The following is a 22,700-nucleotide window of genomic DNA, read 5'->3' on the forward strand; positions in this document are numbered from 1 at the left end:
GAAGGAGGGATGAAAATGAAAAATAAGTTAAATATCCTCTGCGTTTTCCTCTCTTTCTTTATATTTAGCTTTGCCGCGCTCGCCCATCCTCCTAAAGACATAAAACTTCAATGGGACCCTTTACAAAAAATTCTCTCTGTTCACATTGAACATGTGGTAGATAATCCAGAAAAACACCACATTAAAAGTATAAAAGTAGAAGTCAACGGAAAAATATTCGAAGAAAGGATGTATAAAACTCAAGAGAATTCAAAAATACAAATAGATACTTTCAAAATACCAGACATATCTTCAGGCACAAATATAACCGTTACAGCTGAATGCAACATTTTTGGCACTATGAAAAAAGAAATTGTAATACCATAATAAATAAAAGCAGGGGGAATTATTAAAGATTTGAAACAAGTTATTTCCCTCTGCTTTTATATTCAAATTTCCGCCCTCGCTTTTTATATTTCCCCACAATAGGTGATTTTCTTCACTCTTGCTTTAAAAATATCTTGATGTTAATATTTCTGGCATGCCGGCATGATTCTTAAAAGTTATAAAAATTATTCCATAACAGGAGGGTGCACTACATGTTCTCTAAATCAAAAAAATTTTCATTGTTCTGTGCGCTTTTACTTACGATTGCATCATCGATGCTACTCCCGCTTTCTTCATCTCCAGCACTAGCACAAGAAGTTCCTGTAATTAAAATGGCCTGGGGCTTTGATCTCCATGCAGGCATTTTACTTGTTGCTACAGCACGAGGCGAAAAATTCAAAGATGGCGGAGTTTATCTCAAACCTATCATTGAAAAACAGCAATATGAACTTTATTCTAATGGCGAAAAGATTGCTTTGCTTGAAATGGTTGTTACAAAGGGAAGTTCTGAATCGGCAGTTCTCTTAGGTCAAAAACGACTTGATTGCTGCGTTAATTCAACTACCGGCATGATGTTTGCCTACGATAGAGGAACTAAATTACGCGTCCTCTGCCCTATACATGTAGATGGAATAGCCCTTGTGTTCCCTCCCGAAACAAAGTTTTATGGCTGGGATGCCTTAGAAAAACATATAAAGGATTCGCCTAATCCCGTTCGTCTTGGCTACCACTCCCCAACTAGCGCGCCGCGTGTTGTTCTTGAAACAGCTTTAAAAAAAGGAGGATTAAAGGTTACCGAAGATCCAAACGACTCAACTGCTGATGTTTTACTTGTTGATTTAAAAGGCGATAGAAATATGCTACCAGCTTTCTCTGGAAATTTCGTAGATGGTTGGGTCGGCCCGTCTCACTATCCAGAAACAGCAGAAGCTCAAGGGATAGGGAAAATTGTTTTACACCTCAAAGACTTTCCCCCTGCAGGACAATGGTATGATTTCCCTTGTTGCTCTCTCACTGCAAGAGAAGATTCTATAAAAGAGCATCCCGAAGTGTACCAGGCACTTACTCAGTTATTCCATAACAGTGCTGAATGGTGTACGGCCCATAAAAAAGAAGCAGCAAAAATCAATTCTGAAATTATCGGAATTCCTGTAGAAGCAGCTGAAAATGCAACTATCGTTTACACGACAACTCCTTCAGAAAAATGGATGGATGGAGTCAAACTCTATGTAGATGTTTTAAATGATATGGGCAAGTTCGAAGGAGAAATGAAAGGAAAAAGTTTTGATGAAATAAAAAAGGTTTTCTTTGACTTCAGTTTCATCAATAAAGTTGAATAGAATTTTGACTCGTATCAAGAAGGGGGGAAATTCCCCTCTTCTTGATAGAAATAATTTAGGAGAGATCACCATGAAACAACTCGCATTCAAAACTGGACTTTCTCTAATACTCCCTTTTTCAATTCTTATTCTTTGGGGGTATATGGCAGATATAGTAAACAATCCTATGATCCTTCCAACCTCTCAAGAAGTATTAAAACAATTTATCATGCCCAGTAAAAGCATAATTGGGTTAGGATCTTTATTTACCAATATAGCCGTAAGTCTTATTAGGGTTTTATTAGGATATACTGTAGCTTTGCTAGTAGCGCTTCCTTTGGGAATACTTATGGGATCAAGAGAAAATATATACTATTTTTTTAATACTTTTTTAGGTTTTTTCCGGCCAGTTCCCCCAATAGCATGGGTTCCTCTTATTTTAGCCTGGCTTGGAATGACAAGTTTTGCCACCATCTTTGGGCTTCGACAAGGAACGTGGTATGTTTATTTGAGTAACTTTAAGCTCTCAATGGTCTACATTATCTTCTTAGGAGCTTTTTTTCCTATCATAACGAGTGCAATACATGCCGTAAAAAACGTTCCTAAAACGCTAATAGAGTCAGCTCGTGTGCTCGGCGCCACTAAGTCAGACATTTTTAGGAAGATACTTCTACCTGGAGCTGCTCCTACATTGATGAATGGGATGCGAACAGGACTAGGCGCTGCGTGGGGATGTTTAGTTTCAGCAGAGATGCTACCCGGAAGTCTTTCCGGCGTTGGATATTTAATTACCCATGCTTACGAATTAGCACGAGTAGATATTGTCATTACCGGAATGATCTGCATTGGTGTTATTGGCGCCCTTCTTGATTACGCTTTCAGATATCTTGAAGAAAAAAAATTTTCATGGCAACATACTGCACGTTAACTTAAAAAGGAGGCTGAATTTTCTACCAGCCTCCTTTTCTATTCTAATCAGACAAAACGACAAAATGTGTAACTCGATTGCCGATAATGCTTTCTTCAACAATACTTGATAGCTCATTTCCTGCTTCGAGCGAAGTAATAACTGTTCGACCAATAATCAACCTTCCCTCTTTTTCTTCAACCAAAGTACGTATCCCCCATAAATTATGTAAAAAAACGGGTTTGTCATGATATGTTCCTATATACAACATAATATGCCCTGGCAAAGCTGCTAAAGTTAAAAAAGGTTTCCCTTGCGAAAGTACCGTTTTTTCCTTTTCGATAAGAGGAAGGCCTTTCACGTCGACAGAAATTCCTTGTGAAGCTTGGGCTTTCGAATTTCTTGGTAACCATAAGCCAAACACTGCAAAAAAATCCTGCGTCGTGGCGCTACAATCTCGCCTATTATTACCCCCACCCCAACCGTAAGGTTCATGCATAAATTGTGAAGCAATATAAGCTGCATTCCATTTTGTGAAATCTAAAGGCTTTGGAGTAATGCAACAATCAGAAAGAATGATCTTTTTAAAAAAAACATTACTATCCAATCCTCGAACTGGAATAAGTACTTCATATGAAGCTTGAAGAGGAAAATGTTTAACTATGGGTAAAATTGTTCCTATTTTTGCTTTGGCATAAAAATGTTTCTCATTATCCAGAAGAGGAAGGTTATCTTTTATCACTACGCCCATCGGATATTCTCTCCACATTTTTATCTGGTCTTCTGTTATCCATGCGATACGACGAGTATCTATCCATCCAGAAACTGCGTGACTATCAACAAAAGCCCATGCTCCATCTTCAGAAAGATGAGAGACAAAAAGAGGATCTCCTGGTTTCACCGTTGTATTCTGTCCATAATCAAAGGGATATCCTTCGCCTGCCTTTTCAAAGTCAAAGAAGACTGGCTCATTTGACGGGAAAGCTCGAAGATTTGCCTCTTCCACTACTATAGCCTTCTTGTTTTGGCTTCCAAAATGCTCTATTTGGGCGTTTTCCTTTTGCTTTTCATACCAACCATATAATCTCAAACGTCTATTTTCTCCATATGTTTTTTGATATGGGAACCATTTAAAAGGCCACAGTAAAGAATCAAGGCCCCGAGAAGGCCCACTTTGAGACCACGGAGAAAAGTAATGTTTATTATATTGATTATCCATATTTTTTTGTGCTTCAACATTCAAAATTCGATCCGAATAATCTCCGGTTATGTAATAAAAGCAATTCTGACTTAAAGAGACGATATCTTTTATTTCTTCTTCATCCTTTTGATACGCCCAGGAAACCGATTTAAAACATAGACTAAAAAACAACAGGCAAAATAAAAAAACGTACATTTTAAAATTACTTTTTCTACTTAAGGTCAGGATTGATCACCCTCTTCTCCGCTCTTTATTTATGATTTCATATTCCTCATTTGACATTTATCTTCTGCAATGATATAAGTGTTTAAAAATTCAGACAGGTTGGAGGCAACTTTAATGTCTTTAGTTATTATATCCTCTTCCAACTGCTTTTTTGAGTATTATTACGCCGGCGAGGGACCCCTCTGGAGGGCCAGCGCTTAGGCGTTGATGGCCTTTACAGGGCCGGGTTCCCGTTACTAGGGGATCCGGCCCTTTTTTTATTCTTTGAAATTAAAAATGAACGCGAAAGGTGGAAATTAATATGTCTCAAGTTGATAAGTCAACATTGATCGGTCTTCAAAAAATAGTACGTCAAGTCTGGAATACTCACGGTCTTTATAGAAGGAAAATGGAACAATGTGGAATTTTCCCAGAGGACATTCATTCAATTGATGATTTTAAAAAGTTACCTTTTACTACAAAACAAGATCTGAGGGATAGCTACCCTCTCGGACTTCTCGCCTGTTCACAAAATCAGGTTGTTAGACTTCACGCTTCCTCTGGAACGACAGGCAAACCTACATTTGTTCCTTACACACAAAGAGATATCAATGATTGGAAAGAATGTATGGCAGAATGTTTAAAAACAGCTGGGGTTACATCTGATGATGTATTTCAAATCATTCTTGGGTACGGCCTTTTTACTGGAGCTCTCGGATTTCATTACGGGGCAGAAAAAATTGGAGCTATGGTTATTCCATCTGGAGGAGGTTTTACAGATCGCCAACTTTTTTTAATGGAAGACGCGCAAACAACTGTTTTTACAAGCACGCCCTCATATGCTCTATACCTCGCTGAGAAAATTGTTAAGCATAACTTGCGTTCTAGACTGAATCTTCGTCTTGCTATTCTTGGTGGAGAAGCCTGGACTGAAGATATGGGACATCAAATAGAAGAAATGCTAGGAATCACTGTTATCAATTCATATGGTCTTTCTGAAATTATGGGACCTGGGGTAGCTATGGAGTGCAATGCAAAAAATGGAATGCACTTTAACCATAATCACTTTTTTATGGAAACAATAGATGCAGAAAGCACACAACCTTTAGCCGACGGGGAGTTTGGAGAGCTTGTTATCACGACAATTAATAAAGAAGCTTTTCCACTTATTCGTTACAGAACTCGAGACCTGACATCTCTTATTACAGAACCTTGCAGTTGTGGCCGTCAAGGAAAACGAATTGCAAGAGTTGCCGGACGTAATGACGATATGCTCATAATACGGGGTGTCAACGTTTTCCCATCCCAAGTAGAAGCTGCCCTCGCTTCTGTAAAAGGACTTTCTCTGCACTACCATCTAGAGGTACGCCATCACAAAGATATGCCAGAACTTACGGTAGTCTGCGAATCTGCCAAACTTCTATCTGAATCTGGAAGAGAACAACTCAAGGCAAAGACATCACATCATTTAAAAGAGAAACTCGGCATTCGAATTAACGTTCAGATTGCTGACCCTGAAACTCTCGTTAGAAACGAAGGGAAAGCTTGCCGCGTAATGCATGTAGCTTAAAAAAGGCCAACCGATAGGTCTAAAAGGGAGGAATATATAATGTCTGAGAAAAAGGTACATCAGGAAAAGACAAGAATGAACGAAAACCTTTACGACCCCAAGCAAAACGAATTTGATTTTGAAGGGCTTTCTTTCGCCTACAAAGAGGCACGAAATCATGAACGAAGATAGCGACTATTTCTATTGCTGGCCGCCCGAAAAAGGAATTTGTAGTTGTCTTTTTCGAGCGGCCTTTATTTTTTCATTTCATACTTATTTAGTGTCAATCCGCTAATGAAACTCCCAAATCAAAAGCTTCTTGAAGGGCGTCACTATTTTTCGACGTTGGAGTATTTCCAGAGCACGCTTCCAGCACCCCGTAAAAATTCATGCCTAACCAATCACAAATGTCTGTATACATCTTTTCTACAAGTTCTGGGCCAAGGTTAGGTTTCTCTCCACCATAAGTCATTATCAAAACTACCTTTTTATTTTTTAGTCTGTCGTAATTAATGGCATAGAGTCGATCCATAAAAAGTTTCATCTGAGCAGAAATTGTCCACCAATAGACAGGAGTAGCAAAAACGAGAACATCTGCATCGTACACTTTAGAATAGAGTTGTTGCATATCATCGTCAATTACACAAAGCACCTCCGGGTTTTCGCGACAAGAATTACATGCGGTACAAGGAGCAATGTTACAAGAGTGTAAAAAAACAGTCTCACTTTCGACATTATGAGTAGCTGCACCTTCCAGAAATTTCTCTAAAAGTGACGCCGTGTTCCCTTTTTTGTTGGGACTGCCAAGTAACGCGAGTATCTTCATAAGTACTACCTCCCGGTAAATAGGTTAGTTATGCATCTTGACAGAATACTGCTTCTATTGCTAGAGTAACTATATGAAAAATTACGCTGATTATCTCACATGTACAAATACAATAACAATGTTCTGGTGGTGGCGCAGATAGCGCCGCCGCAGATTTTACCTGTATTTTTAGGGCTGCGGGGCCAAACCGCAGCCCTTTTTCTTTAATTTTAATTCAACGTAAAGAAAAAGGGTTTCTCTCCATAAGCGAGGGAAACCCTTTTTTTATTCAAACTAAAAAATACAAGGAGGAAATACTCATGACTACAAAGGGGAAAAAAGGATATTTTGGAGAATACGGAGGAAGTTTTGTACCTCAAGCACTACAGATCCGCCTTGATGAACTGGAAAAGGCTTACGATGAAGCAAAAAGCGACCCCTCTTTTAAAGAGGAATTTATGAGCCTTCTCAAAGAATACGTTGGCAGGCCTTCTGCGCTTACAGAATGTAAGAATATTTCTCACTATTTTGGTGGCGGACGTCTCTTCCTTAAGCGCGAAGACTTAAACCATACCGGTGCTCATAAAATTAATAACGCCATAGGACAAGCACTCCTCGCAAAAAGAATGGGCAAAACGGAACTCATAGCTGAAACAGGTGCAGGCATGCATGGAACAGCAAGTGCCACCGTAGCAGCATTAATGGGTATGAAATGCACCGTCTACATGGGTGCTCTTGACGTTGCAAGACAGGCACCTAATGTAGCTCGAATGAAAGTTCTGGGAACAGAAGTAATTGCTGTTGAAGACGGACAAAAAGCATTAAAAGAAGCTGTCGATGCAGCACTAAAAGCCTTTGCTGAAAATCCGGAAACCTTTTACCTTTTAGGGTCCGCTGTCGGCCCCCATCCCTATCCAACTATCGTTCGCGATTTTCAGAGTATTATTGGCAAAGAAGCTCGCTCTCAATTTATTGAACGTGAACAAAATCTGCCCGATTACGCTGTAGCTTGTGTAGGTGGAGGAAGTAACGCCATTGGCCTTTTCGCTGGTTTCCTAAACGATCGGGAAGTAAAAATCGTAGGAGTAGAACCTGCAGGGAAAGGCTTGGCTACAGGAGAACATGCAGCCACACTCTCAGCTGGACACCCCAGTGTCATTCATGGCTTTAAAAGCTATGTTCTTTCGGATGATCAGGGAGAACCCGCAGAAGTTTACTCTATCTCCGCAGGATTGGACTATCCCGGAGTAGGGCCAGAGCATGCATATTTAAAAGATAGCGGTCGTGTATCTTATACATCAGTAACAGATCAGGAAGCAATAAATGCCTTTAAACTTCTCTCTAGAAAAGAAGGGATTATTCCTGCTCTTGAAAGTTCACATGCTCTCGCATATGCTTTTAAATTACTTCCTACTCTTTCAAAAAATCAAACTGTGCTCGTTAACCTCTCAGGCAGAGGTGATAAAGATATGGATACTATACTTCCTCTCATCGAGTGAAAGTGAGGGAAGCGACATACAGTAAGAGTACGTCGCTTCCCTCTTTATTAGTTTATAGAAGAAGCTAATGAACGTAACCAACGCAACATATAGAGAAATAATCTGCTTCTATACTGTTCTGGCAAAGTAATTATTCTAAACCAACGAGAAATACATTCATCAGTATGTATTTCTGCGAGATGTCCCTCAAGTAACTCTTTCTCAACAGCTAGTTTTGAGAGACAACTCATGCCCATTCCTGCTTCTACAACTCTCTTAATCGCTTCGGTATGACCTATCTCCTGCACATGGTGAAAACTTAAATTTTTACGTGAAAGAACCGCTTCAAACGTACTCAGTGTTCCAGAACCCCTTTCTCGTAACACCCATGGTTCTTCCTGCATCTCTTGCATAGGAACAAATTTTCTGCAAGCAAAAGGATGTTCAGGAGAAGCTATAATCACCAATTCATCTTTTACCCACTCTTCCTCTTCTATATCTCTCCGCGCCACAAGCCCTTCTACCAGCCCGATATCCAAAACGCCCTCGGAAAGAAGATCGGCTATCTCTCGCGTGTTTCCTACATTCAAACTAATTTTTACCAACGGATGTTCATCACAAAACTGTTTTAAACGAGTGGGGAAAAAATAATTACCAATAGTCGTACTACAGCCAATTTTAAGTTCCCCCATCAGATTTTCTTTATCGTTATTGGCAACATCCATAAAATCTTTCATCAGGGCCAGAATATATTCTGCCTTGGGAAGCAGAAACCGTCCCCTATCATTTAAAGATAACCCTCTCCCTACTCTATAAAAAACAGAACCACCTAAAATTTCTTCAAACTCTCTCAGAGCCATGCTCGCTGCTGACTGACTAATATATAGATTTTTTGCTGCCTTCGTCATACTTTCACTTTTTGCTACTGAAACAAAAATTTCAAGTTGCCTGAGAGTCACAGAATCCATAAAAAACTCCCCTATCTATCAATTTTATTGATGGAAAATATCATAATTATAAGCTGGAATCAATAATCAATTCAAACTATAGTGTTGAGACATCAATTTGAAATATAAAGGAGCTATCGTTATTATGTTAATTCTTCAATCACCATTCTTTTGGGTTATCTTAGGAATATTTCTCTCACTAGTCTCGCATTCTCCCGCTTTTGCCCTGTGTGTCGGAAGCATTATTGCTCTGACCTGTGGAAATCCATTGAAACAACTCACAGGAAAACTTGCGAAATACTTATTACAAATTGCGGTGATTCTTTTCGGCTTTGGCTTGCATCTTCGTGTCATTCTTAAGGTAGGCTATACATCTCTTGGCATTACGTTCCTTAGCATTACAACAACAATGCTCTTGGGATGGCTATTCGGAAAGCTTTACAAAGTCGAAAGGGATACTTCTTTTCTCATAAGCAGTGGAACTGCTATTTGCGGAGGCAGCGCCATAGCCGCGATGTCTTCTGCCATTGGAGCGTCCCAAGGTCAAACAGCAGTTGCAATGGCTGTTGTGTTTCTTCTTAATGGTGTCGCTCTTTTAGTCTTTCCGTATGCTGGACATCTTATGAATTTATCCCAAACAGATTTCGGTATTTGGGCAGCACTTGCTATTCATGACACAAGTAGTGTTGTAGGAGCTTCTGCTATTTATGGAGCTCAAGCCTTAGCTATTGGAACAACAATTAAACTAACTCGTGCTCTTTGGATTCTTCCCCTTTCATTCATTGCCACGAAACTTAATAGAAGCAAAAACAAGGCAACCATTCCTTGGTTTCTCTTTGGTTTTCTTCTGGCAGCACTCGTACGGTCGCTTCTTCCTTATATGGAAGAAAGTTGGAATATCCTTGCTATATGTGGAAAAAAACTTATGGTAGGAACACTTTTTTTTGTAGGTGCAGGCTTAACAAGGGAAGAATTGCATAAAATTGGCAAAGGGGCTTTATTAAAAGCTGTAACTTTGTGGGTTACTATTTCTATACTTTCACTTACAATTATAAAAATGGGATTTGTCCACCTTAATATATAAAAACCGGGTCTTTATTGACCCGGTTCAAAAATCTCTCTTATAACTTTTGAGCTTGCCCTACCATCATACTCAGCAAAATCATAACTAAAAAACTTGTCAGAACGAGCAGCATAGACATAAAAATCACCTCTTATACTCTACATAAACACTATACTTAATACCATACAGGGTACAGGCACTTATGTCAATGCTTTTTTTCAAATTCATTAATAATTTGATACAACTCTTGCGTCAAGATTCGTTGACTCCTTTCTTTTATTTCCTGAGGAACAGGCCACACAGCTTCTGCCATTGATCCTGCCATACAGGCCTGTGTATCGGTATCCCCACCTAAAGAAACTGCTAAACGAACAGCATCTTCATAACTATTTGCTTCCAAAAATGCAATTATGGCTTCTGGAACAGAGCCCTGGCATGTTACATTAAATGTGTATGTAGCTTTTATATCTATAATTTTTCGACTTAGATCGTAACCAAACATGCGCTCTAGGTTTAAACGAATAGATTCTTTATTTTCACCATACCGTGCCATATAAATGGCTGCAGCAACAGCCTGAGCCCCTTTAATGCCTTCTGGATGACTATGGGTTATAGCGGCACTCTCTTGAGCTAGTTTTAAAACGATATCAATATCGTCAGAAACCCAGGCTACGGGACTAACACGCATAGCTGAGCCATTACCAAAACTATCAATAACAATAGAAGGATCACCATATCGCAGCCATTCCCTGAAACGTCCCCCATAACCTGCATGTGGATATTTTCTTCCCCATTTCATATATGCTCTCGAAAAATCTTTCCTATTTGCTTCTGTACCTTTTCCTAAAAGAGCCTCGGCCGTAGCGATCGTTAGAACTGTATCGTCTGTAAAACAAGATTTTCTATTAAAAAGTTCAAAGTTATAATTTTTTGTAGGACTCCACTCATAAATTGATCCTATAATGTCTCCAGCTACAGCTCCAATCAAGAATATTTCCTCCTTTTTTTAATTCATAACACTTCATTTTACCCTTTATAATCCTCGTCTTTCACTCCAATGGAAAAATAAAAGTGCACTTAAAACAAATATAGTAATAACAACCCAGTGATTCACTCCAAGTATTTGAGGAAGGGTAATCTTTCCCAAATTGCCCCACGTCAAAAGAGTACGCTCCATAAAAGGAAATGTTTCTGCATATAAAGCTGCTCCTACCAACATTCCTAAGATGCCCCAAAATGCATCAAGACGCCCTTCTCCTAATGCTCCCATAGCAGTTCCCGGGCAATATCCCAACAATCCCCAACCAATGCCGAAGAAAATACCTCCTGGAATAACCCCTCCAAGAATAGTAGGTTTTATCGATAGTTTCACCATATTGAGATCTAAAAGGAAGTATGTGCCAATCATTGCCACAACAATTGTAGAGAGCATAAATTTAAGAATGGTGAAGTCGAGCAGTCGAAGAGCCCCAAGCTGTTTATCGTAACGAATTACTTCAGACTTTTGAAGCAAAATACCGAAGATAATTCCTGTTACAAGTCCGAAAATAAGATCGGGTTTCATCCACTACTCCCCCTTCCCGTAAAGAATACGAGCAACAATCATGCCTGCCCCAAAGAAACAAACAAGAGCTATCAAACCACTTACTGCTAACTGAAGCGAACCGCTCAGTCCGTGTCCACTCGGTCAGCCATCGGCAAGTCGTGCCCCAAACATGGCAATTACTCCACCTATAAAAGCCGTTACTGCCCGAGGAAAAATGCGTACGCCAAAACGATCTTCCCAAGAATCAGGTGTCAACTGAATTCTGAACGTTCCAGAAATAAAAGAACTCATAAGAGCCCCTAAAAAAATACCTACAATAAACATAAGTTGCCAATCTATCTTGGGAGCATACTTCACAAGATACGCAACTTTCAGAAAATGCTCAGAGGCAAATACTTTTTCTACAAACCCTGTAGAACGAACGAAAGAAGTAGAGGCTCCGAAATACTTCCCAGTCAACCACGTAGAAACAACAGACAAAACGCCTGCTAAACTACCTGCTATATACGGGTTCATTGGTCTTATTCTTTGCCGCATTACTTTTCCTCCTTTCTCTGTCCTCATTGCATTAATACATTATAGTTTAAAAATAAAAAATTGTTCAATCATTATTTTAAAATGGCATAAAGAAAATTTCATCTTTTTATGTTAATCTTAAAAAGGTAAATTAAAAGTTTCGGAGGTTTATCATGCGTGCAGCTCTCGTGGGCTTTGGAGGCGTCGGAAAAGCTTTTGTTGAACTTTTAATTAAAAAGAAAAATTTCTTAAACAGCATTGGATTGACGCTTACTCTTAAGTCAGTAATAAAAAGTAAAGAAGGTATTTACAATCCTTCTGGAATAAACCTCGAGTGTCTTCTTGAACATGTAAATAACGGAAGTGCACTCGAAGATTTTCCTGCAGAAGGGACAAAAGAAGAAACTTTTGAAAGCCTTATTGCCAGACGCGATGTAGACCTGCTCATAGAAGTAACCCCAACCAACAATCTTACTGGAGAACCTGGGCTAACTCACATAAAAAGAGCTCTTCAGAGAAGCATTCATGTTGTAACAGCAAATAAAGGACCAGTCTTGCTCGCTTATAAAGAATTAAATGCTCTAGCTGCACAAAATTACGTTCAATTTGGAGTAGGATGCACCACAGGAGGGGCTTTGCCCACTATTTACGCTGGGTGTATCGACCTTGCCGGAGCAAAGATTTTATCTATAGAAGGAATTTTGAATGGCACTAGTAATTATATTTTAAGTGAAATGCAAGAAAGAAACTGCACCTATGACGAGGCTCTTGCTCATGCCCAAGAAATGGGTATAGCAGAAACAGATCCATCTCTTGATGTAGAGGGCTGGGACACGGCTACAAAGCTTGTTATTCTTACAAATATTCTTATGTGTAAGGAGTACAAATTAAAAGATGTTAGTGTAGAAGGAATAACGAAGGTTTCATTTAAAGATATAGATAATGCACGCCAAGAAGGAAAGCGCCTCAAACTTATAGGCAAAACACTAGGAGGATGTTCAGATCTTTCACTGAGTGTAAAAGTTGAGGCTCTGAATTCTGACCATCCCCTCTATAACGTAAATGGAACAAATAAAGCTGTTTGTTACAAGACTGATAGTCTTGGTGATTTAACACTCATAGGTGGTGCCTCTGGAACTATTCCTGCAGCTGCATCTATTCTTCGAGATATTATAAATATCCATAAAGGATATCAATTTGCACATTAAAAACATCAGGACGAAATGATTGCCCCGTCCTGATGTTTTTGAGTGGTTCGTCAGCTACTCAAGGTGAAACATGGCTTCTTCTATTCTATCGAGGCCTTCTCGTATTGTTTCTAGAGATTTAGCAAAAACAAAACGTACATACCCTTCATAGCCAAAGGCTACACCAGGAACAACTGCAACATGTGCCGCATTGAGGAAAAATTTAGCCACATCTCGATCGTTTTCTATTTTTTCACCCTGAAAACATTTTCCAAACATTTTTTTTACATTGGCAAAGATATAAAAAGCTCCATCAGGATTAACACATGATAACCCTTCGATAGAGTTTATTCTGCTTACAATATAATCCTTACGTTCTGCATATTTCTCAACCATAAAATCAATGTCGTTTTGCGGGCCAGAAAGCGCTTCCACAACAGCTTTTTGAGCTATAGAATTAACATTTCCAGTAAGATGTCCCTGAAGAGAGTTCATTCCCTTTATAATCTCTTTTGGACCAGCTGCGTATCCTACTCGCCAACCAGTCATTGCATATGTTTTTGAAACGCTATTAACGAGAACACACCAAGGTCGATACTTCTTATCCAAAGAAGCAGGGCTTGTATGTTCAGTCCCGTTATATAACAAATATTCGTAAACTTCGTCTGTGACAACAAATGTTCCTCTTGCAATGAGAAAATCCATTATTTTCCTCATCTCTTTTTCTTCAAAGACAGCTCCCGTAGGATTACACGGAGAATTAAGCACAAAAACTTTAACTTTGGGGTTCCAAACTTTTTTTACCTCTTCCAGACAAGGTCGAAATTTGTTTTCTTCCCGTGTCGGCATAAAGACAGGACGAGCACCAGTAAGCCGTATTTGATCTACATAACTTACGTAACAAGGGGTGGGAATTATCACTTCATCTCCTGGATCACATAACGTCGCAAAAGCTTCATAAAGAAGTTGTTTGCCACCATTTCCAACAAGAATTTCGTTCACGTCGTAGTCAAGATTATTTCGACGTTTTAGTTTTTCTACCACGGCTTCACGAAGTTCCCAAATTCCTGGAACATCTGTATATTTTGTGAAACCTTCATCAATAGCTTTGATTGCAGCTTTTTTTATATAATCTGGAGTATCAAAATCTGGTTCACCTTGAGCAAAACTAATAATATCTATACCCTTACGTTTAAGACTATTGGCCAAAAAAGACGTCTCTTCCGTAGGTGATGGTTTAATTCCAGAGACAAGATTTGATAAAACTTTGCGTGCCATAAGTTTACCCTCCATCTATACTTCAATAAATAAAGCTAAATCAGGACACGTTTTTTCGCATACTTTGCATCCGACGCACCTTTCTGCATGAAGGGCTGTTACAACAGCAAAACCTTTACGATTTGTTTCTCCCGTAATTTCATAAACGTTAACGGGACAAGCATTGGCACAAAGTCCACATCCTTTACATAAATCTTTATCAATATGTATGGTCATAAATTTCACCTCAATGTACGTATAATCTCAACAACTTCTCTGGGACTTCGAGCAATATGCACTCCGGATTTTTCGAGAGATTCTATTTTAGAAGCAGCTGTACCTTTGTTTCCTCTTATAATTGCGCCAGCGTGACCCAAAGATTTACCGACAGGAGCTGACCGCCCCACAATAAGAGAAACCACAGGTTTTGTTACATGTTTTGCAATAAATTCTGCTGCTTTTATCTCAGTTGTTCCGCCAATCTCTCCCAAAAGCAGTATTATTTCTGTTTCTGGATCTTCTTGAAAAAGCTCAACTATATCTTTTTGATTCATTCCCCAAATAGGTCCTCCGCCTAAAGCCACAACAGTAGATTGCCCAATACCAGCCTCAGTCAATGTTTTACCCATTTCGTAAGAAAGAGCGCCGCTCTTGGAAACTACCCCCACATATCCTTCTTTAAACATGCGAGCTGGATGTGCCCCCAATTTGCACTTCCCTGGAGCTATTAAGCCAGCAGCTCCAGGACCTATCACTTTAGTGTTGTGGGCAGAAGCATAACTTAAAATTTCAAGAACATCCTTTTGAGGAATTCCCTCCATTGTGAGAACAAGCAGTGGAATTGTACTATCTATAATTTCAAAAGCTGCATCTTTAGCAAAAGCAGGAGGAACAAAACTAATAGCTGCATCCACACCACATGTCAAAACAGCCTCTTCCACAAAATCAAAGACAGGCACATCGTAAACAGTCAAACCGCCTTTACCAGGAGTAACTCCTGCTACCACACGGGTACCGTAGTCAATAAGTGTTTGAGTCTGAAGCGCTCCAGAACGACCAGTAATTCCTTGAATAAGAACCCTTGTCTCGGCATTAACAAGAATAGACATGTCATATTTCCTCCGCTGCCTTGACTGCACAAACAACTGCTTGCTCAAGGTCATCAAAAACAGGAAGGCCCGAGTCTCTCATCATTTTTCTGCCTTCTTCTTCCATTGTTCCGCATAATCTAACAAAAAACGGAATAGAAACAGTATGATCCTTTAGATATTGAATAATTCCTTCTGCCATTTCATCCATTCTGTTAAAACCACCAATGAGCACTACTAACAAACTTTTAATTTCTGTTTCTGATCGTGTAAAAACAGTCTCCATAGCTTTGTACATAACTTCAGGACTCGTTATTCCTCCCATCTCACAAAAATCTGCAGCGTCTCCACCAAAATCACGAATAAGGTCTAGAGAAAGCATTCCTGTTCCAGCTCCATCTGAAATAAGTCCGATATTGCCATCGAGAGAAACATATGTAATCGTTCCCTCATCCTTTTTTGTATTTTTGTCATCTGCTAGCATTTTTTGTTGTTCGAGAAGTTCTTGAAAAGTCCCTTTTTGCCTATATTTTGCGTCATCATCAAGATTGATTTTTGAATCGAGAGCAACGAGACCGGAAGGAGTTTTAACAAGAGGATTGATTTCTATCAGACTTGCATCATATTCCTTAAACAAGGCATACATCGCCTGTAAAACTTTACGCAATGTCTTGATTCCATCATCAAGCTTCAGGAAAGAAGCAACCTTACGGAAATGATAATCAGAAGGGCCAACCAGGGGATCAAATGGCAACTTAATAATTTTCTGGGGAGCTTCCTCAGCAATTTTTTCTATTTCCATCCCTCCTGCTGCACTTGCAACAATAAGAGGCCGCTTTAACTCTCCATCGACGACAAAAGAAAGATAAAATTCTTGCAAAATATCAATCTTCTCTTCCGCTAGAAGAGCCGTTACCTTTTCTCCCTTAAGATCAGCACCCAATAATCTTCGACCTTCTTGTTGTAATGAAACATTATCATTACATACGACTACGCCCCCAGCTTTTCCACGTCCACCAGAAAGAATCTGAGATTTTAAAACTAAGGGAGCATTCAGAGATTCTATCTCCTCGATAGAACGGACAAGGATTCTTTGTGGAACAGGGATACCACAGCGTACAAAAAGTTCTTTTCCCTGAAATTCATAGAGCTTCATTATTCTATTCCTCCGAATTTAGAGCAAATTGAACGCCAGCTTCTACAGCTTTTTTATTCAAATCCCAAAAACGAGGTTTTATGTTATCTTGTACTACTTCTAGCAGTTGCTCTTTCGTAAACAGATTTGTTTTCGTCTGAAGATATCCGAGTACCACCATATTGGCTGCCATCTTATTGCCTAAACCAATCGCAATCTCCGTTGCCGGAATCTTATAAACAGTGATTTGTGAACTAACTTTAGAAAGATCTGGAACAAGCTCACTATCGACAATAAGCAAACCATCAGTTTTGAGCCCTGTGATATATGTTTGAAAAGCTGTTTGAAAAAGCGCAACCAGAACATCATTTTTTTCTTGAATGGGAGTCCGAATCGGACTATCAGAGATAATCAATTCAGACTGGCACTGCCCTCCTCGTGCTTCTGATCCATAGGATTGTGTTTGCACTGCATAGAGTCCTCGCTTGGTAACAGCAGCTTCACCAAGAATAATGGCCGAAAGAATAATCCCCTGGCCACCATAGCCACATAGACGAATGCTTAAAGGCTTCATGCCTGCCCCCCCTCTCGATATACAGAACTCCCTTCAAAAATGGGACGTTTTTTATTAACGAATTCTCCCAAGATAGTTTTACCTTTCAGTTCTTCTGAACTCATACTTTCTGTTTGTTTAGAAGTAACACATATAGATCGAACCCAATCAAAAACTTTTTGGGGTTGTCCTGTATTCAAGGCATAACGTCCAAAGTGAGTTGGACATTGTGACAAAATTTCAAGAACCGAAAAACCTTCATGTAGAAGAGCCACTTTCATTAATTTATTCATAAGAGGCTGGAAAGGGGTCGCTGCTCGAGCAACATAACTTGCTCCAGCAGCTTCTGCTACTTTACATAAATCGAAAGGAGGTTCCCCACTCCCATAAGGAGTTGTCATTGTGATAGCCGCAGGAGGGGTCATAGGTGCAACTTGCCCGCCTGTCATAGCAAAATTAAAGTTATTGACAACAATCATCGTAACGTCAAGATTTCGCCGTGCTGCCTGAAGGAAATGATTACCACCTATTGCCGCAGCGTCACCATCTCCTGCAAATATAACAATCCTTGTCTGAGGTTTATGAAGTTTTATCCCAGTAGCCCATGCTAGAGTCCTTCCATGTACACCATGCAATACATCTGATTTAATATAGACTGGAATACGAGCAGTGCATCCTACTCCGCCTATGGCAACCATGGAATCTAAATCAATTTCAAGCTCGTCAACTACTTGTAAAAAAGTATTTAATATCTGACCACATCCACAACCTGGGCAGAACATATGAGGTAATTTCTCTTCTCGAACGTATTTTCGCAAAGGATTTTTTCGCATTATGCCCTGACCTCCTCTATGGCTGCCAATATTTCTTGCGGAGAATGAATAAGTCCCCTATTACGAGTAGCTCTTATTGTCTTACAGAGCCCTCCACATACTCGCTCTATTTCTCTTGCATACTTGCCCATATTCATCTCAACAGAAATAACAACACCTACGTTTTTGGCAACTTCCCGTATTGCTTCCTCTGGAACAGGCCAAACTGCATCAAGTTTAAGAACTCCTACTTTTATTCCCTTATCACGTGCAAGGTCCATTGCATCAAGACACGGCCTTACTTCACTTCCATAAGCTATAAGAGCTATGTCTGCATCACCCATGCCAAATTCTTGCGTCGTAGATATGACATGTCTGTTTTCCCAAATTTTCCCCGTTATTCTTTTATATAGTTTTTCAAAAACATCGGGATCCCAATCTATGCTTCCACTTTCATCATGGGGATTCAGAGAGTAGATCGTATGATACCCTTCTCCAAGTTCAGCAAAATCAGGAACACCAAAAGGGTCGGCTTTAAAAGGCATGAATTCTTCAGGGGAAGAGGTTGTTTTTTTCCGATGTACTATGGGAATCTCTGATAGAGCAGGAATAGAAAGCCGTTCTCTCATCAAAGCAATAGTTGTTTCAGACATAACCACTACAGGAGTACGATACTCCTCAGCTAAATTAAAAGCTCGAACAGTATAATCAAAAAGCTCTTGTACAGAAGAAGGGGCTAAAACAATCATTTCGTGATCGCCGCTAACTCCCCATCTCATTTGCATAACGTCAGCTTGCGTCGCAAAATTCTCTCCTCGACAACGTTGAACATCAACAATAACAATAGGAGCTTCAACAGCAATAGCATAGCCAATTCCTTCTTGCATATAATTGTAACCGGCACTTGCCGTTGCTGTCATAGCTTTGGCACCTGCCAGCGACGCTCCTGATATAGCGTAAATAGAACACAACTCATCTTCTCCTTGAAGAAAATGTCCCCCTAAAACAGGCAAACGTCGTGACATTCTCTCTGAAATTTCATTGGCCGGAGTAATTGGGTATCCGGCAAAGAAATTACATCCTGCAGCCAAGGCTCCTTCTACGCAGGCGTAATTGCCTAACATGAAGTGAACACCGGATAAAACTCTGCCTTCCTTGTTTTTATCAAAAGTTCCCATAGACAAAGCTCCTTTCACCTTGTTTTTACCGCTATACCTATTTTTAAGCTTTTAATTTCCGGAATATTCATATCATGTAAAATGCTTAATGTCAAATATATTACATACTTTACAGATAATATTTAAAACACTTTGCATTCTTTATTTCTTTGCACTTGACATTGCCGCTAAAAAAGACGAAAGTATTGGATAGTTCACGTAGTGAAATTAAATAGGAAGGATGAAGAGCATGGGCGTAAAAGTCTTTCAATCACTTGGAGACCAAGTTTTTGAAACTCTTAAAGAAAAAATCGTTAGCAACGAGTATAAACCAGGCGAACTCATGCAGATTGACAAATTAGCAAGTGAATTTGGAGTAAGTACCACTCCTGTTCGGGAAGCGCTACTTCGTTTAGAGGGTGTTGGGCTTGTATCCATCGAAAGAAACAAAGGTGCTATTGTTACACAAATAAGCAAAAATTTGGCCCAATATACATGGGAATTTCGCAGACTTCTTGAAGCTCATACATCAAGAGACACTGCAAGCCATTGCTCTGATGCTGAACTAGACTCTATAGAAAACACTTTAAAAATAGTACTCGAACATCCAAGCGACTTTGAATTGTATAAAAAGTCGGACTTAGCTATTCATGCCCTTTTATCAAAATATACGGCTAACTACCTCATTATCAACTCTCTTAACAACCTGAGCATAAATGCAAGAAGGATTCGCTACTTTGCTGAAGAAGGTCCATTCCCTGAAGAAATTATTGTTCCTGTAACTTACGAACATCTCTCAATCGTAGATGCATTAAAAACGCATAATCCAGACCTTGTAGAACAAAGAGTCAAATCTCACCTTCAAAATGCAGAAAAACGAACAATGAATTCCCTCGTTTTTCAAACAAAGAAAGATACTGAAGAATAACTTTTTAACTTAGATTATGTGGATATGGGAGAAGATTTCTTCTCCCATATTTTTTTAATATTGAAAATATGTAAAATGCAAAATATTTTTGACATTAACAATAACACGTGATATATAATGTCAATAACAAATAATATTATTATGCAATTCAGATCATAAAAAATATAAAACCTTGCTCGCCTTTTTAGAGTTCGACATATATTTAATGAGGTGATCTACCGTGAAAACAATTGGGCTTCTTGGGGGATTAACATGGGAATCAACTAGTGAGTATTACAAAATTATTAACGAAATGACACATGAAAAAATGGGAAGAAGACACTCCGCGTCTATGTTGATTGGGAGTTTCGATTTTGATCCTATTAACCAATTTATGGGAAAAGGACAATGGGAAGAAATAACTAACGAAATGACAAATATGGCATTAAAACTAGAAAACAGTGGCGCTGACTGCATCCTTATTTGTTGCAATACACTCCACAAGGTAGCACAAGACGTCTCAAAGGCGCTAACTAAAGCTCATCTTATAAATATTATTGATGTTGTAGCTAAAGAAATTATAGACAAACATGTTAATACTGTTGGACTTCTCGGTTCCACTTTTACTATGGAACTCCCTTTCTATAAAGAACATCTTCAGAAATATGGCATCCATTCTATTATCCCTACCTCAGAAGAAAGAAAATTCATTATGGACACTATTGAAAATGAACTTGGTGTAGGAAAGATAAATCCTAAATCAAGAGAAGAATTTTTGAAGATTATAAACAAATTGGTTCAACAAGGAGCGGAAGGAATTATTTTAGGATGTACAGAAATTCCATTGCTTCTTAAGCAAAAAGATACCCTGATTCCTCTTTTTGATAGTACTTATCTTCATTCACAGGCAGCTGTTACATTTTCATTGTCATAAAAAATAATAGAAAAGGTGGTGAATAGTGGAAACAATAAGAATTAGAGTTCAATGTAAAGCGTGAAAAGCATAGCTGATGAGAGAAAATAAAAGGGAGGGCACACAATGAAAAAGATCCTGAAAGTTTTTCTCGTAACTTTAGTCGCTGTTATATTCTTTTCCGCACCATTTATTAATTCAGCACAAGCTGCAATTGAATTAAAGCTATCTGACCATGACGTTTGCGGTGGCCTTAAAGGAAAGATTGGGGAATACTGGTTTGATCAAATAGAAAAAGAAACCAATAGCAAGGCAAAAATAAAGGCTTACTGGGGTGGTGTCCTCTTTAATGCTGAGGAAGAATTGAATGCTCTTTCAGAGGGTATTGTTGACATAGCTGCAATTTATCCTGATTTTTATCCTAAACAACTTCCTCTTTTTGGAGCATTTTGGCTTTTTCCCAAAGGGCCGGAACAATGGGAAAACATTCGTTGGATATATAAAGAAAGTATAGAAAGAATTCCAGAATTCAAAAGAGAATTAGAAGAAGCTGGAATCAAAATACTCCTAATGGAAAATGGCCTTCCTATGGCCTATATGGCTCGCTATCCAATAACCTCTCTTAAAGACATTTCAGGTAAAAAATGGAGAGCAGGAGATCGCTGGAATTTAAAACTGCTAGAAAATCAAAAAGCTATTGCTGTTTCTATTCCGTGGGGAGATTGCTACATGGCATTGGAAACAGGAACTGTTGATGGAATCGTTTCTAATTATGATGGAATGCATCGGCAGAAATTTGATGAACCAGCTAAAAATATACTCACAGGAAAAGCAATCGGTTGGTCGCAACCAATGTTTTACTGTGTAAATAAGAAAAAATGGGATTCTTTACCTAAAGATATTCAGGAAGGAATTCTCAGAGCAAGTGAGAATACCGAAAGAGCGTTTGCAGAAATGTATGAAGCAGAATTCAACCGCATTGTAGAAGCAGAAAAAGAAGCTGGCTGTACTGTAAATTTCTATTCCACGGAAGATGTGGATAACTGGGCAGATGAAACATGCCTCATCGAATTACGAAAAGTTTTCACAAAAGAATTGTCAACAGACGGCGTAGATAATTCTTCTGAAATGTTGGAACAGCTAAAATCCATTATTGAAGAAGGAATCGCAAAAGAAAAATAAAAAAGGAAGGGGAAGTTTTTTGTTTCTTCCCCTTCTTCAATAGTTTATGGGGGAAAGAAAGGGAGTTTCTTAAAAATGAAGAATTTTTTAAAACAACTTAATGCAATGCTTGCTGAATTAGGTGGACTACTTATGACCATCATGATGTTACTTTTCCTCATTAATATAATTACACGAGAAATTAATAAACCTATACAAGGGTTATTGCAACTTGCTGTTTTCGCCATGGTCATTCTAATATACCTCGGGCTAGCTCATACAGAGGAAAACGACCAACACGTTCGACTAGAAGTTATCACAGACAGAGTATCACCAAGAATAAAAAACAAAATGCGTTTTGTCACTCACTGTATAGAGTGGATTATCATAAACATTTGTCTCTTAGCTGTATATAGAGACGCCCTTCGGGCTTTTATAAAAAAAGCATCCGTTACAGGAATAGTTCCCATGCCCCTTTGGCCAGTAAAATGGATTATGGTAATAGGTTTAATCATATATTGGCTTCAATTAGCAACCTGTGTTATCGAAGATTATAAGAAAATTAAAAGCACAGATTTTATTGTTGATACTCCTCACGAACTAGACCATACGAATGCTTAATTTGTAAA

General features: G+C 38.9%; 25 protein-coding genes. 12 read left to right on the forward strand and 13 right to left on the reverse strand.

What is annotated here, in order from left to right; genetic code table 11:
* Positions 1-15 precede the first annotated feature (15 nt).
* The 3 genes from RBH88_RS07770 to RBH88_RS07780 all read left to right on the forward strand — a co-directional run bounded on the left by RBH88_RS07770 (position 16) and on the right by RBH88_RS07780 (position 2,613).
* Positions 16-366 (forward strand): hypothetical protein, encoded by a 351-nt coding sequence (locus RBH88_RS07770; protein ID WP_213701141.1) that lies wholly within the window; start codon positions 16-18, stop codon positions 364-366.
* A 212-nt stretch (positions 367-578) separates the two neighbouring features.
* On the forward strand, positions 579-1,706 hold the full coding sequence (locus RBH88_RS07775; RefSeq protein ID WP_213691920.1) for an ABC transporter substrate-binding protein: 1,128 nt from the start codon (positions 579-581) through the stop codon (positions 1,704-1,706).
* Positions 1,707-1,776: 70 nt separating this feature from the next.
* Positions 1,777-2,613 carry an ABC transporter permease gene (locus RBH88_RS07780; RefSeq protein WP_213691921.1) on the forward strand — a complete coding sequence of 279 codons (837 nt, stop codon included), beginning with the start codon at positions 1,777-1,779 and terminating at the stop codon, positions 2,611-2,613.
* A 43-nt stretch (positions 2,614-2,656) separates the two neighbouring features.
* Here RBH88_RS07780 and RBH88_RS07785 read toward each other — a convergent pair whose 3' ends face one another.
* On the reverse strand, positions 2,657-3,988 hold the full coding sequence (locus tag RBH88_RS07785; protein WP_213701143.1) for an SH3 domain-containing C40 family peptidase: 1,332 nt from the start codon (positions 3,986-3,988) through the stop codon (positions 2,657-2,659).
* Positions 3,989-4,319: 331 nt separating this feature from the next.
* Here RBH88_RS07785 and RBH88_RS07790 point away from each other — a divergent pair, with 331 nt between their 5' ends.
* Together RBH88_RS07790 and RBH88_RS07795 are read left to right on the forward strand one after the other, a co-directional pair.
* On the forward strand, positions 4,320-5,567 hold the full coding sequence (locus RBH88_RS07790; protein ID WP_213691923.1) for a phenylacetate--CoA ligase family protein: 1,248 nt from the start codon (positions 4,320-4,322) through the stop codon (positions 5,565-5,567).
* 39 nt (positions 5,568-5,606) lie between these two features.
* Positions 5,607-5,738 carry a hypothetical protein gene (locus tag RBH88_RS07795; RefSeq protein WP_307879514.1) on the forward strand — a complete coding sequence of 44 codons (132 nt, stop codon included), beginning with the start codon at positions 5,607-5,609 and terminating at the stop codon, positions 5,736-5,738.
* A 91-nt stretch (positions 5,739-5,829) separates the two neighbouring features.
* Here RBH88_RS07795 and RBH88_RS07800 read toward each other — a convergent pair whose 3' ends face one another.
* The gene (locus tag RBH88_RS07800; RefSeq protein ID WP_213699691.1) at positions 5,830-6,372 is read right to left on the reverse strand and encodes a flavodoxin family protein; all 543 of its coding nucleotides are present in this window, start codon (positions 6,370-6,372) and stop codon (positions 5,830-5,832) included.
* 299 nt (positions 6,373-6,671) lie between these two features.
* Between RBH88_RS07800 and trpB the strand changes: the two genes are divergently transcribed.
* The gene (gene trpB / locus RBH88_RS07805; protein ID WP_213691925.1) at positions 6,672-7,850 is read left to right on the forward strand and encodes a tryptophan synthase subunit beta; all 1,179 of its coding nucleotides are present in this window, start codon (positions 6,672-6,674) and stop codon (positions 7,848-7,850) included.
* A 47-nt stretch (positions 7,851-7,897) separates the two neighbouring features.
* On the opposite strand, the gene RBH88_RS07810 is transcribed toward trpB, so the two are convergent.
* Positions 7,898-8,797, reverse strand: a complete 900-nt coding sequence (locus RBH88_RS07810; RefSeq protein ID WP_213695322.1) for a LysR family transcriptional regulator — start codon at positions 8,795-8,797, stop codon at positions 7,898-7,900.
* A 124-nt stretch (positions 8,798-8,921) separates the two neighbouring features.
* Here RBH88_RS07810 and RBH88_RS07815 point away from each other — a divergent pair, with 124 nt between their 5' ends.
* Positions 8,922-9,860 (forward strand): YeiH family protein, encoded by a 939-nt coding sequence (locus tag RBH88_RS07815; protein ID WP_307879515.1) that lies wholly within the window; start codon positions 8,922-8,924, stop codon positions 9,858-9,860.
* Positions 9,861-10,044: 184 nt separating this feature from the next.
* On the opposite strand, the gene RBH88_RS07820 is transcribed toward RBH88_RS07815, so the two are convergent.
* From RBH88_RS07820 to RBH88_RS07830, 3 genes are read right to left on the reverse strand one after another with little or no spacing between them, the layout of a single operon-like run.
* On the reverse strand, positions 10,045-10,827 hold the full coding sequence (locus RBH88_RS07820; protein ID WP_307879516.1) for an ADP-ribosylglycohydrolase family protein: 783 nt from the start codon (positions 10,825-10,827) through the stop codon (positions 10,045-10,047).
* A 45-nt stretch (positions 10,828-10,872) separates the two neighbouring features.
* Positions 10,873-11,403, reverse strand: coding sequence for a DUF6691 family protein (locus RBH88_RS07825; protein WP_213695324.1), 531 nt, complete (start codon positions 11,401-11,403; stop codon positions 10,873-10,875).
* Between the two features lie 3 nt (positions 11,404-11,406).
* Positions 11,407-11,922, reverse strand: coding sequence for a YeeE/YedE thiosulfate transporter family protein (locus RBH88_RS07830; RefSeq protein WP_213691164.1), 516 nt, complete (start codon positions 11,920-11,922; stop codon positions 11,407-11,409).
* Positions 11,923-12,074: 152 nt separating this feature from the next.
* Here RBH88_RS07830 and RBH88_RS07835 point away from each other — a divergent pair, with 152 nt between their 5' ends.
* The gene (locus RBH88_RS07835; protein WP_213691165.1) at positions 12,075-13,109 is read left to right on the forward strand and encodes a homoserine dehydrogenase; all 1,035 of its coding nucleotides are present in this window, start codon (positions 12,075-12,077) and stop codon (positions 13,107-13,109) included.
* Positions 13,110-13,163: 54 nt separating this feature from the next.
* Here RBH88_RS07835 and RBH88_RS07840 read toward each other — a convergent pair whose 3' ends face one another.
* The 7 genes from RBH88_RS07840 to RBH88_RS07870 are packed head-to-tail and all read right to left on the reverse strand — an operon-like array spanning position 13,164 to position 19,111.
* Positions 13,164-14,366 (reverse strand): pyridoxal phosphate-dependent aminotransferase, encoded by a 1,203-nt coding sequence (locus tag RBH88_RS07840; protein WP_213691166.1) that lies wholly within the window; start codon positions 14,364-14,366, stop codon positions 13,164-13,166.
* A 15-nt stretch (positions 14,367-14,381) separates the two neighbouring features.
* Positions 14,382-14,582 (reverse strand): ferredoxin family protein, encoded by a 201-nt coding sequence (locus tag RBH88_RS07845; protein WP_213691167.1) that lies wholly within the window; start codon positions 14,580-14,582, stop codon positions 14,382-14,384.
* A gap of 5 nt (positions 14,583-14,587) precedes the next feature.
* On the reverse strand, positions 14,588-15,454 hold the full coding sequence (sucD, locus tag RBH88_RS07850) for a succinate--CoA ligase subunit alpha (protein ID WP_213691168.1): 867 nt from the start codon (positions 15,452-15,454) through the stop codon (positions 14,588-14,590).
* 1 nt (position 15,455) lies between these two features.
* A complete protein-coding gene (locus tag RBH88_RS07855; protein WP_213691169.1) occupies positions 15,456-16,589 on the reverse strand; it encodes a succinate--CoA ligase subunit beta in 1,134 nt (377 codons plus the stop codon).
* Positions 16,590-16,593: 4 nt separating this feature from the next.
* Positions 16,594-17,142: a 2-oxoacid:acceptor oxidoreductase family protein gene (locus tag RBH88_RS07860; protein WP_213691170.1), complete on the reverse strand. Its 549-nt coding sequence runs from the start codon at positions 17,140-17,142 to the stop codon at positions 16,594-16,596.
* The gene (locus tag RBH88_RS07865) at positions 17,139-17,954 is read right to left on the reverse strand and encodes a thiamine pyrophosphate-dependent enzyme (protein ID WP_213691171.1); all 816 of its coding nucleotides are present in this window, start codon (positions 17,952-17,954) and stop codon (positions 17,139-17,141) included. The genes RBH88_RS07860 and RBH88_RS07865 overlap by 4 nt, the downstream gene beginning before the upstream one ends.
* A complete protein-coding gene (locus RBH88_RS07870; protein WP_213691172.1) occupies positions 17,954-19,111 on the reverse strand; it encodes a 2-oxoacid:acceptor oxidoreductase subunit alpha in 1,158 nt (385 codons plus the stop codon). Before RBH88_RS07870 ends, RBH88_RS07865 begins: the two co-directional genes overlap by 1 nt.
* A gap of 229 nt (positions 19,112-19,340) precedes the next feature.
* Here RBH88_RS07870 and RBH88_RS07875 point away from each other — a divergent pair, with 229 nt between their 5' ends.
* The 4 genes from RBH88_RS07875 to RBH88_RS07890 all read left to right on the forward strand — a co-directional run bounded on the left by RBH88_RS07875 (position 19,341) and on the right by RBH88_RS07890 (position 22,692).
* Positions 19,341-20,018, forward strand: coding sequence for a GntR family transcriptional regulator (locus RBH88_RS07875; RefSeq protein WP_213691173.1), 678 nt, complete (start codon positions 19,341-19,343; stop codon positions 20,016-20,018).
* Between the two features lie 220 nt (positions 20,019-20,238).
* Positions 20,239-20,931: an aspartate/glutamate racemase family protein gene (locus RBH88_RS07880; RefSeq protein WP_213701146.1), complete on the forward strand. Its 693-nt coding sequence runs from the start codon at positions 20,239-20,241 to the stop codon at positions 20,929-20,931.
* 105 nt (positions 20,932-21,036) lie between these two features.
* Complete coding sequence (locus RBH88_RS07885; protein ID WP_213691175.1) at positions 21,037-22,092, forward strand: TRAP transporter substrate-binding protein; 1,056 nt, start codon at positions 21,037-21,039, stop codon at positions 22,090-22,092.
* Positions 22,093-22,167: 75 nt separating this feature from the next.
* Positions 22,168-22,692: a TRAP transporter small permease subunit gene (locus RBH88_RS07890; RefSeq protein WP_213691176.1), complete on the forward strand. Its 525-nt coding sequence runs from the start codon at positions 22,168-22,170 to the stop codon at positions 22,690-22,692.
* Positions 22,693-22,700 lie beyond the last annotated feature (8 nt).

This window comes from Aminobacterium sp. MB27-C1, from assembly GCF_030908405.1.
Taxonomy (GTDB): domain Bacteria; phylum Synergistota; class Synergistia; order Synergistales; family Aminobacteriaceae; genus Aminobacterium.

What these genes read in the sequence shown, in the direction of transcription:
- RBH88_RS07795 (WP_307879514.1), top strand. Translation starts at nt 5,607, where the DNA reads ATGTCTGAGAAAAAGGTACATCAGGAAAAGACAAGAATGAACGAAAAC.
- RBH88_RS07865 (WP_213691171.1), bottom strand. Translation starts at nt 17,954, where the DNA reads ATGCGAAAAAATCCTTTGCGAAAATACGTTCGAGAAGAGAAATTACCT.
- RBH88_RS07810 (WP_213695322.1), bottom strand. Translation starts at nt 8,797, where the DNA reads ATGGATTCTGTGACTCTCAGGCAACTTGAAATTTTTGTTTCAGTAGCA.
- RBH88_RS07785 (WP_213701143.1), bottom strand. Translation starts at nt 3,988, where the DNA reads ATGTACGTTTTTTTATTTTGCCTGTTGTTTTTTAGTCTATGTTTTAAA.
- RBH88_RS07840 (WP_213691166.1), bottom strand. Translation starts at nt 14,366, where the DNA reads ATGGCACGCAAAGTTTTATCAAATCTTGTCTCTGGAATTAAACCATCA.
- RBH88_RS07845 (WP_213691167.1), bottom strand. Translation starts at nt 14,582, where the DNA reads ATGACCATACATATTGATAAAGATTTATGTAAAGGATGTGGACTTTGT.
- RBH88_RS07875 (WP_213691173.1), top strand. Translation starts at nt 19,341, where the DNA reads ATGGGCGTAAAAGTCTTTCAATCACTTGGAGACCAAGTTTTTGAAACT.
- RBH88_RS07890 (WP_213691176.1), top strand. Translation starts at nt 22,168, where the DNA reads ATGAAGAATTTTTTAAAACAACTTAATGCAATGCTTGCTGAATTAGGT.
- RBH88_RS07885 (WP_213691175.1), top strand. Translation starts at nt 21,037, where the DNA reads ATGAAAAAGATCCTGAAAGTTTTTCTCGTAACTTTAGTCGCTGTTATA.
- trpB (WP_213691925.1), top strand. Translation starts at nt 6,672, where the DNA reads ATGACTACAAAGGGGAAAAAAGGATATTTTGGAGAATACGGAGGAAGT.
- sucD (WP_213691168.1), bottom strand. Translation starts at nt 15,454, where the DNA reads ATGTCTATTCTTGTTAATGCCGAGACAAGGGTTCTTATTCAAGGAATT.
- RBH88_RS07860 (WP_213691170.1), bottom strand. Translation starts at nt 17,142, where the DNA reads ATGAAGCCTTTAAGCATTCGTCTATGTGGCTATGGTGGCCAGGGGATT.
- RBH88_RS07790 (WP_213691923.1), top strand. Translation starts at nt 4,320, where the DNA reads ATGTCTCAAGTTGATAAGTCAACATTGATCGGTCTTCAAAAAATAGTA.
- RBH88_RS07835 (WP_213691165.1), top strand. Translation starts at nt 12,075, where the DNA reads ATGCGTGCAGCTCTCGTGGGCTTTGGAGGCGTCGGAAAAGCTTTTGTT.
- RBH88_RS07870 (WP_213691172.1), bottom strand. Translation starts at nt 19,111, where the DNA reads ATGGGAACTTTTGATAAAAACAAGGAAGGCAGAGTTTTATCCGGTGTT.
- RBH88_RS07825 (WP_213695324.1), bottom strand. Translation starts at nt 11,403, where the DNA reads ATGAAACCCGATCTTATTTTCGGACTTGTAACAGGAATTATCTTCGGT.
- RBH88_RS07780 (WP_213691921.1), top strand. Translation starts at nt 1,777, where the DNA reads ATGAAACAACTCGCATTCAAAACTGGACTTTCTCTAATACTCCCTTTT.
- RBH88_RS07815 (WP_307879515.1), top strand. Translation starts at nt 8,922, where the DNA reads ATGTTAATTCTTCAATCACCATTCTTTTGGGTTATCTTAGGAATATTT.
- RBH88_RS07855 (WP_213691169.1), bottom strand. Translation starts at nt 16,589, where the DNA reads ATGAAGCTCTATGAATTTCAGGGAAAAGAACTTTTTGTACGCTGTGGT.
- RBH88_RS07770 (WP_213701141.1), top strand. Translation starts at nt 16, where the DNA reads ATGAAAAATAAGTTAAATATCCTCTGCGTTTTCCTCTCTTTCTTTATA.
- RBH88_RS07775 (WP_213691920.1), top strand. Translation starts at nt 579, where the DNA reads ATGTTCTCTAAATCAAAAAAATTTTCATTGTTCTGTGCGCTTTTACTT.
- RBH88_RS07800 (WP_213699691.1), bottom strand. Translation starts at nt 6,372, where the DNA reads ATGAAGATACTCGCGTTACTTGGCAGTCCCAACAAAAAAGGGAACACG.